This is a genomic window from Agrobacterium sp. 719_389 (assembly GCF_900188475.1).
Taxonomy (GTDB): Bacteria; Pseudomonadota; Alphaproteobacteria; order Rhizobiales; family Rhizobiaceae; genus Agrobacterium; species Agrobacterium radiobacter.
The window spans coordinates 312,775-326,336 of record NZ_FYEM01000005.1 but is presented as its reverse complement, the minus strand read 5'-3'; the positions used below and the strand labels follow the sequence as shown (position 1 = coordinate 326,336).

At 53.9% G+C, this 13,562-nt stretch carries 15 protein-coding genes, 1 tRNA gene and 1 pseudogene; 10 read left to right on the top strand and 7 right to left on the bottom strand.

Going from position 1 to position 13,562, the window contains the following annotated elements; all coding sequences use genetic code 11:
* The 4 genes and pseudogenes from CFB10_RS12265 to CFB10_RS12250 form a co-directional block, all read right to left on the bottom strand.
* Window positions 1-491 (bottom strand): annotated as a pseudogene (locus CFB10_RS12265) (transposase); the annotation flags it as partial.
* Window positions 492-740: 249 nt separating this feature from the next.
* Window positions 741-1,256: a hypothetical protein gene (locus CFB10_RS12260; RefSeq protein WP_020010658.1), complete on the bottom strand. Its 516-nt coding sequence runs from the start codon at window positions 1,254-1,256 to the stop codon at window positions 741-743.
* A gap of 51 nt (window positions 1,257-1,307) precedes the next feature.
* Window positions 1,308-1,544 (bottom strand): hypothetical protein, encoded by a 237-nt coding sequence (locus tag CFB10_RS12255; protein ID WP_020010657.1) that lies wholly within the window; start codon window positions 1,542-1,544, stop codon window positions 1,308-1,310.
* 361 nt (window positions 1,545-1,905) lie between these two features.
* Window positions 1,906-2,721: a competence protein CoiA gene (locus tag CFB10_RS12250; protein WP_026363711.1), complete on the bottom strand. Its 816-nt coding sequence runs from the start codon at window positions 2,719-2,721 to the stop codon at window positions 1,906-1,908.
* 643 nt (window positions 2,722-3,364) lie between these two features.
* Here CFB10_RS12250 and CFB10_RS12245 point away from each other — a divergent pair.
* The 7 genes from CFB10_RS12245 to CFB10_RS12215 all read left to right on the top strand — a co-directional run bounded on the left by CFB10_RS12245 (window position 3,365) and on the right by CFB10_RS12215 (window position 8,640).
* Entirely contained in the window at window positions 3,365-3,595 is a 231-nt protein-coding gene (locus CFB10_RS12245; protein WP_020010655.1) for a hypothetical protein, read from the top strand.
* A 433-nt stretch (window positions 3,596-4,028) separates the two neighbouring features.
* Window positions 4,029-5,951 (top strand): hypothetical protein, encoded by a 1,923-nt coding sequence (locus CFB10_RS12235; protein WP_141097719.1) that lies wholly within the window; start codon window positions 4,029-4,031, stop codon window positions 5,949-5,951.
* A 189-nt stretch (window positions 5,952-6,140) separates the two neighbouring features.
* Window positions 6,141-6,431: a hypothetical protein gene (locus CFB10_RS12230; protein WP_020010652.1), complete on the top strand. Its 291-nt coding sequence runs from the start codon at window positions 6,141-6,143 to the stop codon at window positions 6,429-6,431.
* Complete coding sequence (locus CFB10_RS12225) at window positions 6,428-6,739, top strand: hypothetical protein (protein ID WP_026363709.1); 312 nt, start codon at window positions 6,428-6,430, stop codon at window positions 6,737-6,739. The genes CFB10_RS12230 and CFB10_RS12225 overlap by 4 nt, the downstream gene beginning before the upstream one ends.
* A gap of 3 nt (window positions 6,740-6,742) precedes the next feature.
* The gene (locus CFB10_RS23720) at window positions 6,743-7,000 is read left to right on the top strand and encodes a hypothetical protein (protein WP_141097718.1); all 258 of its coding nucleotides are present in this window, start codon (window positions 6,743-6,745) and stop codon (window positions 6,998-7,000) included.
* A gap of 3 nt (window positions 7,001-7,003) precedes the next feature.
* Window positions 7,004-8,257 carry a plasmid recombination protein gene (locus CFB10_RS12220; RefSeq protein ID WP_141097717.1) on the top strand — a complete coding sequence of 418 codons (1,254 nt, stop codon included), beginning with the start codon at window positions 7,004-7,006 and terminating at the stop codon, window positions 8,255-8,257.
* A complete protein-coding gene (locus CFB10_RS12215) occupies window positions 8,257-8,640 on the top strand; it encodes a putative Ig domain-containing protein (protein ID WP_020010650.1) in 384 nt (127 codons plus the stop codon). Before CFB10_RS12220 ends, CFB10_RS12215 begins: the two co-directional genes overlap by 1 nt.
* A gap of 63 nt (window positions 8,641-8,703) precedes the next feature.
* Here CFB10_RS12215 and CFB10_RS12210 read toward each other — a convergent pair whose 3' ends face one another.
* From CFB10_RS12210 to CFB10_RS12200, 3 genes are all read right to left on the bottom strand, one after another.
* Complete coding sequence (locus tag CFB10_RS12210) at window positions 8,704-8,988, bottom strand: hypothetical protein (RefSeq protein WP_141097716.1); 285 nt, start codon at window positions 8,986-8,988, stop codon at window positions 8,704-8,706.
* A 204-nt stretch (window positions 8,989-9,192) separates the two neighbouring features.
* Window positions 9,193-9,948 carry a hypothetical protein gene (locus CFB10_RS12205; RefSeq protein ID WP_141097715.1) on the bottom strand — a complete coding sequence of 252 codons (756 nt, stop codon included), beginning with the start codon at window positions 9,946-9,948 and terminating at the stop codon, window positions 9,193-9,195.
* 140 nt (window positions 9,949-10,088) lie between these two features.
* Window positions 10,089-10,165: transfer RNA gene (locus CFB10_RS12200), tRNA-Pro, on the bottom strand.
* Between the two features lie 264 nt (window positions 10,166-10,429).
* Here CFB10_RS12200 and CFB10_RS12195 point away from each other — a divergent pair.
* The 3 genes from CFB10_RS12195 to CFB10_RS12185 all read left to right on the top strand — a co-directional run bounded on the left by CFB10_RS12195 (window position 10,430) and on the right by CFB10_RS12185 (window position 13,537).
* Window positions 10,430-10,852, top strand: coding sequence for a hypothetical protein (locus CFB10_RS12195; RefSeq protein WP_003509022.1), 423 nt, complete (start codon window positions 10,430-10,432; stop codon window positions 10,850-10,852).
* A gap of 388 nt (window positions 10,853-11,240) precedes the next feature.
* On the top strand, window positions 11,241-12,956 hold the full coding sequence (gene mqo / locus CFB10_RS12190) for a malate dehydrogenase (quinone) (protein ID WP_020010647.1): 1,716 nt from the start codon (window positions 11,241-11,243) through the stop codon (window positions 12,954-12,956).
* Window positions 12,957-13,255: 299 nt separating this feature from the next.
* Window positions 13,256-13,537, top strand: coding sequence for a type II toxin-antitoxin system ParD family antitoxin (locus CFB10_RS12185; protein WP_026363707.1), 282 nt, complete (start codon window positions 13,256-13,258; stop codon window positions 13,535-13,537).
* Window positions 13,538-13,562: the final 25 nt, after the last annotated feature.

The window sequence follows — 13,562 nt, the reverse complement described above, 5'->3', positions numbered from 1 at the left end:
TCCCTGATCGAGAAGGTCGTCGTGCAGCTTGCGATAACCGTAGACCTTGCCGCTCTCTTCCCATGCCTTCAGGAGGAGATCGGTCTGTCGCTTGTCCTCATTGGCTCGCCTGCTCAGCGGGTTCTTCAGCCAGGTGTAAAATCCACTCGGGTGAACCCGCAGAAGGCGGCACATCGTCCGCACCGAAAACTGCAAGCGATGCAAAGCAATGAACGCGTACTTCACTTTGCATCCCTGGCGAAATACGCGGCCGCTTTTTTTAGGATATCGCGTTCCTCAGTGACGCGAGCCAGTTCCTTCTTCAGCCGCCTGATCTCCTCGGCCTCGTCGTTACCCTTGGAGTCCGACCCAGCAAACTTCTTCTTCCATTCATACAGCGAATGCTGGCTGACGCCGAGACGCTGCGAAACCTCAGCAACCGGATAGCCCCGCTCCGTGATCTGCCGCACCGCGTCACGCTTAAACTCTTCGCTGAAATTCGATTTGCTCATGATGCTCTTCTTGCCTCAAAATTAGGAAAGAAGGTGTCTACAAATCTAGGGGCTATTCACCCCAAAAATCAACAAGGGCTTGTATATTTCTCAAATAGTCCTTTTTGTCGGTATGTGATTTATCAAGAATCTTCTCCTTTTTCCGTTCGATGTAAAATCGGATAAGGTCGCCAATCAGCACTTCGTGAGGCATCTTGCCTTCGGGCAGTGGAGCCGTCGCATATTTGGAGACGTTATACTCGTGGAGCTTTATTTTAGCTCCTTCAAGATCATCAGCGCCGCATCCCGTGCTCGTTCTCGCTTTTCCGTCATAGATGATCCAAGTTGCGACGTGAGTGAGCTTGCCGTTCTTGTCATAGCGGGCCGAACGTTTGACGAGATGCGGTTCCTTCTGATGTCTTGGCATGATGCGATCCACTCCTGTACTTGTCGTCGCGTTACATGGATATTCTTTGTATTAAGGCGGGTTGCTACCAGCTCGCCGCGTTCAATGGCGAGACGTAACGTCTTCACCGTAATCATCGTTGATGGCTCTGATTCCATCCATCGATACAGCACGCCACCAAGCTCCGGCAGGCAGACCGCCTTGGCTAGGGTTAGCGGTGTGTCGAGGGCGGGATCGAAAACCTGAAGCGAGGTCATCGCGGTTTTAATGCAAGCGATGACGGCGTCCATATTCGCTTCAAATGCAATACGATCCGCATCAATCATCGCGATAATGTCATCGACATCATCAAAATCTACCGCGTCAATGTCTTTGATCATGTGTCGCCCTCTGGTTGCGACAATTTATATAGAGACATGGTTCTGGCAGCTTCAAGCAATTAGTTTGCGAAAAGCTTGCATCCCATCTTTTTGGATTTCCTTTTTCAACTCAGCCGCCGCGCCGGGGAGCCGCGATTTGCGGACCAGCGTCTTTTTTGCGCTTCCGTGAGGCCGGACGTAGATTGCTGCATAATACCAAATCGTACCGCCGTTTGCGTCCTGCTGATAGACTTCCAGCACCTCGATATTAACCGTCAAGCCGCGAATTCTAGTGATCGTCTGGCGCATTGAAATCTCCGCTTACTCATTGAATTTATTGAGAAATACATAGCAGAAATTGGGACTCGTGAGAATCCTTGCGGCGGAAATGATGTCTTGAATGGGGTAGCGTTCATTAACCGGATTGGTCGGATTTTATCGATTTTGGGAAGGGATCGTTTGCCATGGTTTCGAGGCCAGAGAGAGCGGGAGGGCTGTCAATGGAAATCGATGCGAGTGGTGCGAGAGCGCCAGCGATCCGGTCGCGTCTATTTCCATTTACTGACCGGAGCGACCCAATCCTACCGCAACCGGGGCAGATAGAAGGGAGAAAAGGCCGCAGGCCGTACCCTTGTACCTGCCCCGGACTAGGCCAGCGCCAATGAGCGTTTTAGTCCGTAGAAGAGACGGGATAGAATCTCGTGGCGATATTACGTGCTTGAGTTTCGGTCATTGCGTCATGAAGGAATTTTCTCTTCGACACCCGGTATACGCATTCGAGCCGATTAGAACCGTATCGTTGAAGCTGTAGAAGCCACTCGTCGCCGAAATCGATATAAACTGGACATTCAGCGTCCAACCATGTCCTTCGCGGCTTTATCCAACTGTATTGCTGATGTCCGCGAGACGTTGCAACAAGATGCTTCGCCCTGTGCAAGCCATGAATCTCCACCATATCACCGTCCTTGTAATCGGGATTTTCAGAACGTCGCCAGAAGATGCCACCGTTTGCCCCATTTTTTCCATGAGCGGCCTTGAACCAAACCAGGTCTTGAGCTTCGTCGTTGTCTGGATCGGGTAAAAGATGGTGCAGATTGAACTGTTTTTGAAATCCTCTACCATCCACGATCCAGACAAGGTTCTGGTAGAACGCCTCGCGTGATTGGCGTTCCGCATCAGTCATCGCCGAATGTTGAACCTCGATTACAATCCCTGTCGGCGTAATAATATCAGCACGATGAATTTCGCCGTCTGGTGCCATCCGCGTTTGCTCTCTGCATTCTGCGGGAAAGAGGTTCTTCCATTTGCGGTGCCACTCAGTTTCGTTTTCCCACCAAGGATCGCAGTCGCGACGCGAGGCGTGCGCCCAATGATGTATAACGCGAGGCCCACATTTGGCGACCATGGTCGCCCCGCAAGTCGGGCAAGCACCCTTTAAGCCAGACCGGGCTTCGATCCGCTGGTCATCAGCAAGCGCAAACTGCATGACATCCTCCGTATTCTCATAAAGTGACGATAGCCAATCGCGGGTTGATCCGAACGATTTCATATCCAATAAAGAATATGGTTAACGGAATTTTACCTAAAATCCATTTCCGTCAGATGTTTCTGATTTTTAAGTGATTTTTAAAATGTCAACATTTTTAAAATTTCTGACAAATACCGATGTCAACATTTCTTAGTGATTTCAAATCGTTATACGATCAGTGATCATATTAAAAAAGCTTGCGATTTTGAATCTAATGCACCATCTTGGTTTCAGGACGGCCGAGCAACTTGGATTTTTGTTCGCCCTATAGGGGATTGGAATTCAAGTTTTCGGACTTTTATTCGGCTGGGTTGATCGGCCGTCCTGCTCGCTCCAGTCCAAATGGGGCGTGGATTTGAACGAATTGACTTCTTCCGCCGGATAGGTGGCTCTGAAGGCATATGCGGCCCTGAATAGGTCGTGGTTTACCGCCGAATAGGCGGCTCTTTATTCCCTGCTTCGGTAGGGATGTCCCGCTTCTGTCATCGACAGTCGCCTTTCTCTGCAAACGCAGAGTCAGGGAGCGCATTTATGCGCTCCCACTCCCAACCATCACCATTGATTTTTGCTTCCGTTTCAACGGAGAGGGCGAAGCCATGCCATGAAAGGACCAGTTATGACAGATCATGCTCCAGTAAATTCAACCGGCCAAGAGGCTATCGACTTCGACGAATTCTTCGCACGCTGGCGCGCAGATCGGTTAGCCAAGCTCGTCGCGGGGCAACCGCCCGAGTTTTGGAAGGCTGTGGGCGAAAAGCTCGATAACTCCCCTGATGAGACAATCACCATGGATGAGCTAATGGCGTTGTTGCACGACGAGGATTTGAATTGATGTTCATGCAACTTTCAGAAGATGACCGAGCTATACGCCACGACAGCGTATATTTGGAGATAGGGCGTTGCGTGGCTTCTGTTGCGTGTGGCACGCCGGTCCATGACCTCGCGTGCTCACCGACGGTGCAGATGGCGGTTGCTTTCGTCGTCGGGGCAAGGGTTTGGAACAGAAATTGGACCGACGAGGCTATATGGCAGAAGCTCGACCGGTGGCAGCGTCTCGCGGTCTTCGACCATGGCGTCCACCCGAAGTTCAGAGCCATAGCAATAGATGATACTCTCGGCGTTTGATCGGTTGACGCCGATTGATTTTCATCTGACCATTAAAAAAGACGCCTTCACAGGGCTGGAACCCTCCGGCGTCTTCTTAAACACTGTTTAGAAAAGATGAACGATTTCATGTTTATTGTAAAGCTCCCATTGACAATTAAGTGAGCGCCGGGCTGGCACATAGCCCAGCCCAAAAACAACAGTCAGACCATTTTTCAAAAAGAAATGTTGACATTGATCCGGGGTCGCCAGTTGGCGGAATTGCAACACGCGCTTTTGCTGCTGCCACGAAGACGGCACGCGGCCCAAAAACCCACAATGCGGTTTTGAAAGGCAATTGCGGATGGTCAATTGATCCAGCCGCGTGGGCGAAGCGTGCGACTGCATCGAAGGTTCTCGCAGGTCAGAACGACCGTATCGCACAAGCGCTTCAGGATGCTGGCGAGGAAGTGATCCTCAACGGCGGCCTAACATGTATTTCAGCCGTGACGAATATTGTCGAGAACCATCGGAGGTACCGCGCCGTGCGGTTCCTCCCGCTTGTCGCCGCTCGCGATAGGAAGCCGCTGGTGAACGGTTTGAAGCTGTTCATGACCGAACATCGTAACGCCCATCATTTTCGTTATGCGGTGATGACCTGCAACGAACTTATTCCCGCGTTCAAAGACATGCGAGGACCTATTCAGCGATTGTCACGGAAGATTTCAAAATGGGCAGACGAAGTCTGTAAGGAGCAAGGAATCAAGGTGCTATTTCGCGGCATTGAATTCACGCGTGCGACTGCTGTCGAGAGAGATAACGAGGCCAAAAAGCAGGGGAGGCAATCTGACCTTTCAGAGCGGTATGGGGCTGAGACAGTCCTGTATCATCTCCACGCGAACGTCTTGTATTGGCCGACGCGGGTGATTGAGGATTGGACGGATTTCCTTCGCGATACGCATAAATTCATCGGCGCGGAATGGAAAGATAATGGCACTGTTGAGAAGGTGGAAGAGATCGTCAAATACTGTTCCAAGCCCGCTGACACAGAAAAGGCATCGGGAGAAGAACTTGTATGGCTCTACCGGCAAACGGAGAGGTTGAAAATCTGTCAGCCGCTCGGCGACTTTATGAAGTGGATGAGTGGCCTTAAGGCCCGGCGCGAGAAGGTCGTCCGCGTCCGCCGTGAGGGCGGCGACAGCAAATTGATGCGCGTCAAAAAAGGCAAACGCGGTGGCCAGATGGCAGATGACGAGGATCAAGACAAAGAAATCGCGGCTGACAAGGAAGAGGACGAGGACGAGGACGAGGACGAGGATGAAAGCAGCATTGCGTCCTTGGAAGCGACTTTAGACCTGAGGGAAACGCCTCTGCCGGGGCTTAATGGTGGACTTGTCAAAAACATCGTAATCGGCCTGACGCTCCCACAGTGGCGACACTCGCCATGGGCAGAGCCGATGATCATGGTGCAAAATTACGATGCGCGAACGCTGTCCGAAGAGGACGGGTATCACATTCGCGAGTGGCAGCGAGAGGCGCGGGAATGGTGGAATACCGCCAATGCGCCATCACCTGAAGAAGCTTTGGAAGTCGCCCGCGTGGCACTGGAGGCCGTTAAGTCCGGCGCAGATATGACTTCCGTTGATATATGGGAAGCGGCGAAAGCCGCTTGCTATATAGTTCACACATGTAGCTCAACTGTCCCTGATTTGGATTCGATACCGTACCAAGAACCTGACGAAACGATTTTCGAGGATCAGATACCTGATCCAGAAATATCAATCCGCTCGATTTTGGATGCACCAAATGCCCGAGAACGGATTGAGAAGATCGCCACGGACGCAGCCGTACTCCAGCAACAGAGCCGAAAGGCCGCTGAGGACCGGCTGACGACGCTGCCAGCGGGTAGCTATGAGGTCGGCAAGAAATTCATTGACCGTGAATTTCCTTTGTCGACGGCATTGCCAGCACAATTGCTGAGGAGCGCCATTGCATCCGACGAGGCTCGATTGCCAGTCGCCGGTACGTCCTGCCACGACGAAAATGACCGCATCTTTGCCGAGCTTTTCGGGGTGTCCGAAACCGATTGGCTCGCGGCAGCATGATGGCATCCCCGGCCACGAAGGGGGCAGTCAGCAGACCCTCCATGGAATGGTCTCACTGAAGGGGCCGACACTATCAAAGATAGTGCCAGTCGGTCACTATATCTTTGATTCCGGCACCAAAATCTGCTTTCCGCCGACGGCTTTTGCTCCAACACTAAAGGAAGGTTTTCCTAATTATGGAGCGTAGCGGTGCAGGAGTACGAACGAATTGTCACGGTCATCAATCAAGGTCTCCCGACTAAAGCAGCGCTGAAGGTCATTCGCCTACCGATGTCTTGGTATGCCGTGATCTGGGAAAACCGTGAACGATACGCAACCTTCTCGCAAGATCGCACCGACCTCAACGGCGGTCATGAGCATATGACCGATGACGAATTTTTAAGCCGGGTCCAACTCGTGGCGTCCTTGGTACAGGGTATCGACTTTCTCTATGACGCCGTGGCTCCGCAGGCGACGAAAAAGCGGAGGGCCAAGCAATGAGCGAGTCTATTTCGCGAAAAATCGCGACCATTGTCGACCTCGACATAGTGCGGGCGTCCACCCTGTCGGCTTTGCATCGAACGGTGCGGGCAAATGATCCCGAGATTACGAAATTCTGGAAGCGGCCCGATGCAAGCGAATGGCGCGATCTTCGTACACATCCGCAGTACGGACCCGTCGCAGAATGGCTCTGGGACGTAGAGGGCCGATCCTGCGAACTGAAATATGAACTAGTTGCTGAGTTCGGCGACGACTGGGCGGAGCTTGAGCGCCGACTTTGCAACGAACTGAGTATCCGTAGGGGGTAGCTGATGGCCTACGGCGAACAAGTTTCAGGTGTACGCGCTGAGTTTAGAGAATTCAGATATAAGGAATCTCTCCTGCGTGTTCGCGCATCCGTCGATGTTATCCACGTCTCGCGCAATCGGGTCTTGATCCTTTTCCCTCTTACAAAGCCGCCTGTCGTGAAGTCGCTCACGGCCAAACGGATTTCACTTGTCGCACCGGATGGCCGTGATCTTGTAAAGGAATGGCTAGAACCGGCCTGTGTTCAAACCCTCGGTGGTTGAGCCGTGGGATACCAGTTTATTCATTTGGAAGGCTATGCTCGCAAGGCGGACGCGAAGGGTCGAGACACGAATTTTATCTTTGGTGAGGCATCCCGCCGCCCTGAAGCTTCGGTTCATGTTGCGAGTCCTGCACCACCTGTCATTGTGCATGGCCTCAGCATCGAAGAAGTGCAGGAATTGCACGATTCCGCCGTGGCCTCGGCTACAGTCTCAGTGAAGGGCGGAAAGACCCGTAAACTCCGATCCGATCAAAAGACACTTCACACGATTGTCGCCTCGCATCCATTCACCATGAATGAAATCCGCTCCGAACCCGACAAGCGGCGCGAGGCAGAAGCGTGGGAGCGCCGGACAATCGCATGGCTGCAAGATCAGTATGGTGATGATCTGAAATCCGTGATCCGTCACGAAGACGAATCCCATTTTCATATCCACGCTTATGTCGTGCCTATTTCTGATCCTGAGTTGAAAGCGCAGAAGTATCATCCCGGCGCGACCGTGAAGCGCGCAGTAATGGATGCTGGTCCAGCCGAAGGCGAGGATCAAAAGGCACTCATGAAGCGTGCGAATGCCGCCTACAAGGCGACAATGCGGGAGTGGCAGGATTCCTATCATCAGGCCGTAGCAATACCTTGCGGATTAACGCGCCTCGGACCACAACGCCGCCGCCTATCACGCGATGAATGGCAGCGGGAACAAGTGCAGGCCAAAGCCCTGCAAAAGGTCGTCCAGCGGGCAAGACAGGTCAAGGCGGATGGCGATAATTTCGTAGCGCGAACGAAAGCGGAAACCGCGAAGATCGTTGCCGATGCTGCAAAAGAGACGGATGCGGCCCGCAAGGCCACAGCCGCCGCAAATGTGGCGCGGGATCGTGCACAGCAAGAACGAGTACAAGCACAGGCAGCGATTGCCGATGCCGAACGATATTCCGGTTGGGCCGGTCGCATCCGGGCGGTTTGGGATGGCCTCAGGAAATCCAAGCTTGTCGAAAAAGTCCGGATGGATTTCACCGGCGAAATTGAACGTTGGCGCGACAAAGCTAAAGACGCCGAGCGGGAGCAGCTTGAAGCAGAACGCCAGAGATACGACGCGGAACGGAAAGCCCGTGAAGCGCAGGATGCGGCTTTTAAGGCGGGCATTGAACGTGATCGGTTGCGGTCCATCCTGACGCCTGTGAGCGATCCTGACACACCGGAGCTATCGCCCAGCCCGAAACTCGTGCTGAAACCTGATTTCAAGAAAAAGGAAAAATCATAATGCTGAAAGCGATCTCAATCGCCATCCTGATTGTGTCCAGTGCGTCCGCTGGTGAAATAGTCTGGCGATCCCCAGCGAGCGGCACGCTGACTGCCGTTACTGTTCCTGCAACGCCATCGACCGAGCCAGAACAGTCAAGTGCCGGAATTTACTATGAGCCGATCAGCGTTTCCGTTGGCACATCAGTGGTTATCAAACCGATTGGTGATGTGTCAGGCCATACGTTTACGCTCAAACAGACGTTGCCGCCCGGCCTGATATTGGATTCGAAAACTGGAAGAATCGTCGGTGTCGCAGCCGTTGCGGGAAACCACGATATCACTCTTCGGGCGGCAAAGGACGGCTACTACGCTGATTTGGTGCTGTCACTTACCGTCTCCTGACACGCTCCGTGGCTCGGAGCGCAGGGTGTGGGGGAATATTAGAGCAATCCCCCACACCTGAAATTACGCGGCTTCAATCGTTCTGGACAGGTAGCGTCTCAGCGCTCGCTCAGCCGCAAGTCTTGCTTCGCGAGCGGTTGTCTCGATGCCCATAAGAGGCAATGTTCTTTCAGTAAAATTGCCGTGTTCGTCGTAGGTGAACAAATCGGCAGTAAATACGTGACGACCAATGTATAATTTTTGCTGATCCAATAAAACAGCAAATGGAGTACCTTTTATATCAACCAGCTTTTCTTCGCTGTCGCCGTTCTTTTCCCATTTACCGTTAAGCCTGACAATCTTCGCCATTGATTTAAACTCCATTTCCATCTGCCAATTCGACAGCAACATGAACAAATCATGCGAGTTTATATTTGTAAATAGGTGGCGTTTCAGGCTGAATTGAAAGTAAAATGTCAACATTACTATGATTAAAAACAAATCCTTTGAGCGAGTAATTTTAAATCGTGCGCATAATTTTTGACGATTTAAAATTTCGCGACCAAGGAATTCTCACAAGTCGAATTTTTTTTCGTCGTCATCCGGTTTTTTATCTTTTTTCGCCTTTCGCAGCTCTTCCGCCTCTCTCCGCTTGCACTCCGCCCACAAAACTGCACGGCTTTTAATGTTGTGAATGATGTCTGCGCTCAATTCTGAACGGCAATGCAGAAGGTCGAGCGGGTTGATCGCGTAGACTTCATCGAGATACTGGTGCGTCTCGGGTGGTGACCGAAGCTTAAGGCCTTTCAGCGCGTCCGGCTGATAGCGTGGCTCGGAAAGGTCGTTCATGATCTCCCCAAGAAATGGTCGATAGCCCCAATCTTTGTATCGTGTCGGGAAAAGTTCGCGCTCTGGATCAGCCATCCATTCCGCTTTTAGTTCATCTTTGCGACTGATATGGATACCGCGCTTGGTGGTCATCCGGTCCCACTGGTCGCGGCTGTAGCCGTCTATATAATCGTCGTGGCCGAGTCGTGGTGCATAGTCGCCGTTTGGATCGGGCGTCCAATTTTCTGGCTCTAGACCGTGGTCAGGTCGGTACGCGAAAGAGCGCTGGAATGCGGCCAGAAACGATTCCTGCATCGCCAGTACCGCCGTCAGGAAAAGCAGCAGGAATCGCTGCCGTCGTTTTCGAGCTTCTTCGATCTGGCGGCGTAGGCGTTCGATACGGCGGCGATATTCAGCCTCGCGCTGCCGTCGGTTGCGACCACGGCGCTCTTCCTGTTTTTTGATTTTGGATTTTTGTTCGGGCGTAAGCTCGTGCTGCATAGCGATCTCCTTTGAACAAGGATCGCTTTTGGCGGCGCTCACGACAAATCTAATCGTATCGGTGGCGATAACGGTGGCGAGAGAACTTTGTAAAGCACCGATAAATTCGAAAAAATGCAATTAAATCATATATTTCAAGCTGGTCGGAGTGAGAGGATTCGAACCTCCGACCCCGTCGTCCCGAACGACGTGCGCTACCAGACTGCGCTACACTCCGTGACCAGCGGCGCTTCTATAGACCAGCCTCCGGCATTCGACAAGCGGCTTATTGCATTTTTTGTGACAAGTTTTCCCCATCCGTTGAAACAGCCCTGCCAAGCGCCTGCGGCACCGCCTGGACGCCCTCAAAACGTTACAAAAAAGCAATTGTGGCAGGAAATTTTCGTCAAGCCGCCCACCTCCCCTGCCCGCCGTCTCCAAATCTGCTAGGGGAACGGAATGACCGGCGGGAAGCCGGACACGGCACAAAGGACATTTCATCATGCTATCTCGCAGCGTAACGCTCGCAGCGTTTGCCATTGCGCTCTCGGCCTGCACCACTTCCACGGGCGGCTCCACTCCTTCTTTCACCCAGAAGAGCCCCGTTGAGACCCGCTGGGTCGGCCAGTCCGCAGGTATTTTCTTCGCAAAATTCGGCCCGCCGCTGAGCGATACGGAAACCGGCAGCTCCACCGTCTATAACTGGCGTGGCGGCTACAAGAAGGCCACCATTCCGGCCAGGTTCGAAGAAGGCAAGGATGGGAAGAAGGGTCGCCAGATCTCGCCGGCCCGCACCGCCTCGCTCTCCTGCACCGTGCAGCTCGTCGTTTCCAGCGACTACAAGATCACCGCCGTGCGCACCGTCTCCGACCGCCCCGGCGTCAACGGCCCGAGCTATTGCGCGGAATTCCTCGCCGCAAACTGATCTTCGGTCATAAACCGAACGCGCCAAGGCCCGCCCGAACCGGTGGGCCTTTTCACTTTTTCGGGATTTTTGTCATTTTTCTGAAAAAAATTCAGCCCGCAGCGGCACTGCGCCAGCCGTAATGCCCGGCAAGGTGCAGCCGGGCGGGCTTTTTGCGATATCGGGCGCAGAGAACCCTTTCAACCGTTTGAAAGCATCGCCTAATCTTCACCGCCCTAAAAATGACGATCCGCAAATATGCAAAATTCGCTGACGCGACCATATGCCCCGGCCAAATCCCTGCAAAAACGCTTGAACTGGAGTGAATGGGGCCGGGTTGTGCCGATTTACGCTTTGTTGTAACGGGGCGATCGGGAGGAATGTTTTTAACACAAAACAAGAATCAGGTATGGCCGTGACTCCCATCGATCAAGACAAATCCCAGCTCACTGATCTCTCCCATGCATTTCCGCTGAACCGCCGACAGGTTCTGGGCGGCGCGCTCGCCGGAATTGCCGCAGCGGCGCTGCCCTCTTCTCCGCTTCTCGCCAATACGGCCGCCAAGAAGGTCGATGTGCTTTTGATCGGCGGCGGCATCATGAGCGCGACACTCGGTGTATGGCTGCGCGAACTGGAGCCCACCTGGTCGATGCAGATGCTGGAGCGGCTGGACGGCGTGGCGCTTGAAAGCTCGAACGGCTGGAACAATGCCGGCACCGGCCACTCGGCGCTTGCCGAGCTCAACTACACACCGGAAGACGACAACGGCAACATCAAGATCACCCAGGCAGTCAACATCAACGAATCCTTCCAGATTTCCCGGCAGTTCTGGGCCTGGCAGGTGCGCAACGGCGTCTTGAAGAACCCGCGCTCCTTCATCAACCACACGCCGCATATGAGCTTCGTCTGGGGTGACGAGAACGTCGCCTATCTGGAAAAGCGTTATCAGGCGCTCAAGGCCAGCCCGCTTTTCGCCGGTATGGAATTCTCCACCGATCCCGAGCAGATCAAGAAGTGGGTGCCGCTGATGATGGAAGGCCGCGATCCTTCCCAGAAGATCGGCGCGACCTGGTCGCCGCTCGGCACCGACATGGAATTCGGCGAAATCACCCGCCAGTTCGTATCGCATCTGCAGAGCGACCAGAATTTCGACCTTCAGGTCAATAGCGAGGTTTCCGATATTCAGCGTAATGCCGATGGCAGCTGGCGCGTGACCTACACCAATACCAAGACCGATGCCGAACAGGTGGTGGACGCGAAATTCGTATTCATCGGCGCTGGCGGCGGCGCGCTGCATCTGTTGCAGATGTCCGGCATTCCGGAAGCGGACGACTATGCCGGTTTCCCTGTGGGCGGCTCGTTCCTGATCAATGAAAACCCTGATGTGACGATGCAGCATCTGGCCAAGGCCTATGGCAAGGCCTCGGTCGGCTCGCCGCCCATGTCGGTTCCGCATCTCGATACCCGTGTGCTGGGCGGCAAGCGCGTCATCCTGTTCGGACCTTTCGCCACCTTCTCCACCAAGTTCCTGAAGGAAGGCTCTTATTTCGACCTCGTCTCCTCGGTCACCACAAGCAATGCCTGGCCGATGGTGCGCGTCGGCATCGACGAATATCCGCTGGTGGAGTATCTCGCCGGCCAGCTGATGATGTCGGATGACGACCGCTTTGCCGCGCTGAAGGAATATTTCCCGAACGCCAAGCAGGGCGAATGGCGTCTGTGGCAGGCCGGCCAGCGCGTGCAGATCATCAAGCGCGACGACGAAAAGGGCGGCGTGCTGCGGCTCGGCACCGAAGTCGTCGCCGCAGGGGATGGCAGCATCGCCGGCCTGCTCGGCGCTTCGCCGGGCGCTTCCACCGCAGCACCGATCATGCTCAGCGTTCTCGAAAAGGTCTTCAAGGACAAGGTTGCAACGCCGGAATGGCAGACGAAGCTTCGCCAGATCGTGCCGAGCTACGGCACCAAGCTTAATGACGACCCGGAAAAGGTGCGTGAGGAATGGGCCTACACGGCCGAGCATCTGCAGCTGCCGACGCCGCCGCAGATCGATCTTGAGGCGCTGAAGGGCGCCAGTGCGGCGCCTGCGGGCGCGCCGGTGAAGAAGGTGCCGGATATCGCGCTTTAAGGCTTAGGTGCGATTTAGGATTGGACGCCGCGTGTCTCCGGATGCGCGGCGTTTTTGTTGGAGATTACTACTTCGCCCGCACCGTCGTCCTCGGCTTTGTGTCAAGGACTGACACATTCAATAAAATCAATCATTCGCAGATGCTCAGGACAGCCCAGAGCATGACGAAGGAGAGGTTTTCCGACCTCCCGACATCCAGTGCACACCGATCCATTGCCATTAAAGGCGTCGAAAAAATATCTCGTGTCAAAAACCATTTGGTAGTAATAATTCCTACCAGATATCCATGGAGAAATGACATGGCCAATGTTGAAAAGATCAGCGTTTCGGTAACACCCCAGCACGCCGAAATATTGCGCGACGCCGTGGAAAGCGGTGCCTATGCCAGCAGTAGCGAAGTCATCAGGGAAGCGATGCGCGACTGGTCGGCAAAATGGGTTCAACGACGCGACGACATCGCCAAGCTGCGCGCGTTGTGGAGCGAGGGCAAAGCCAGTGGCGGTTCAACCGAAGTGGATTTTGACGAGATGCTCGATGAAGCGGGTGCAGAACTGGCTTCGCCTAATAAGCGTGCCCCCTAGTGATGTCGCCTCATGCCCTTTCTAA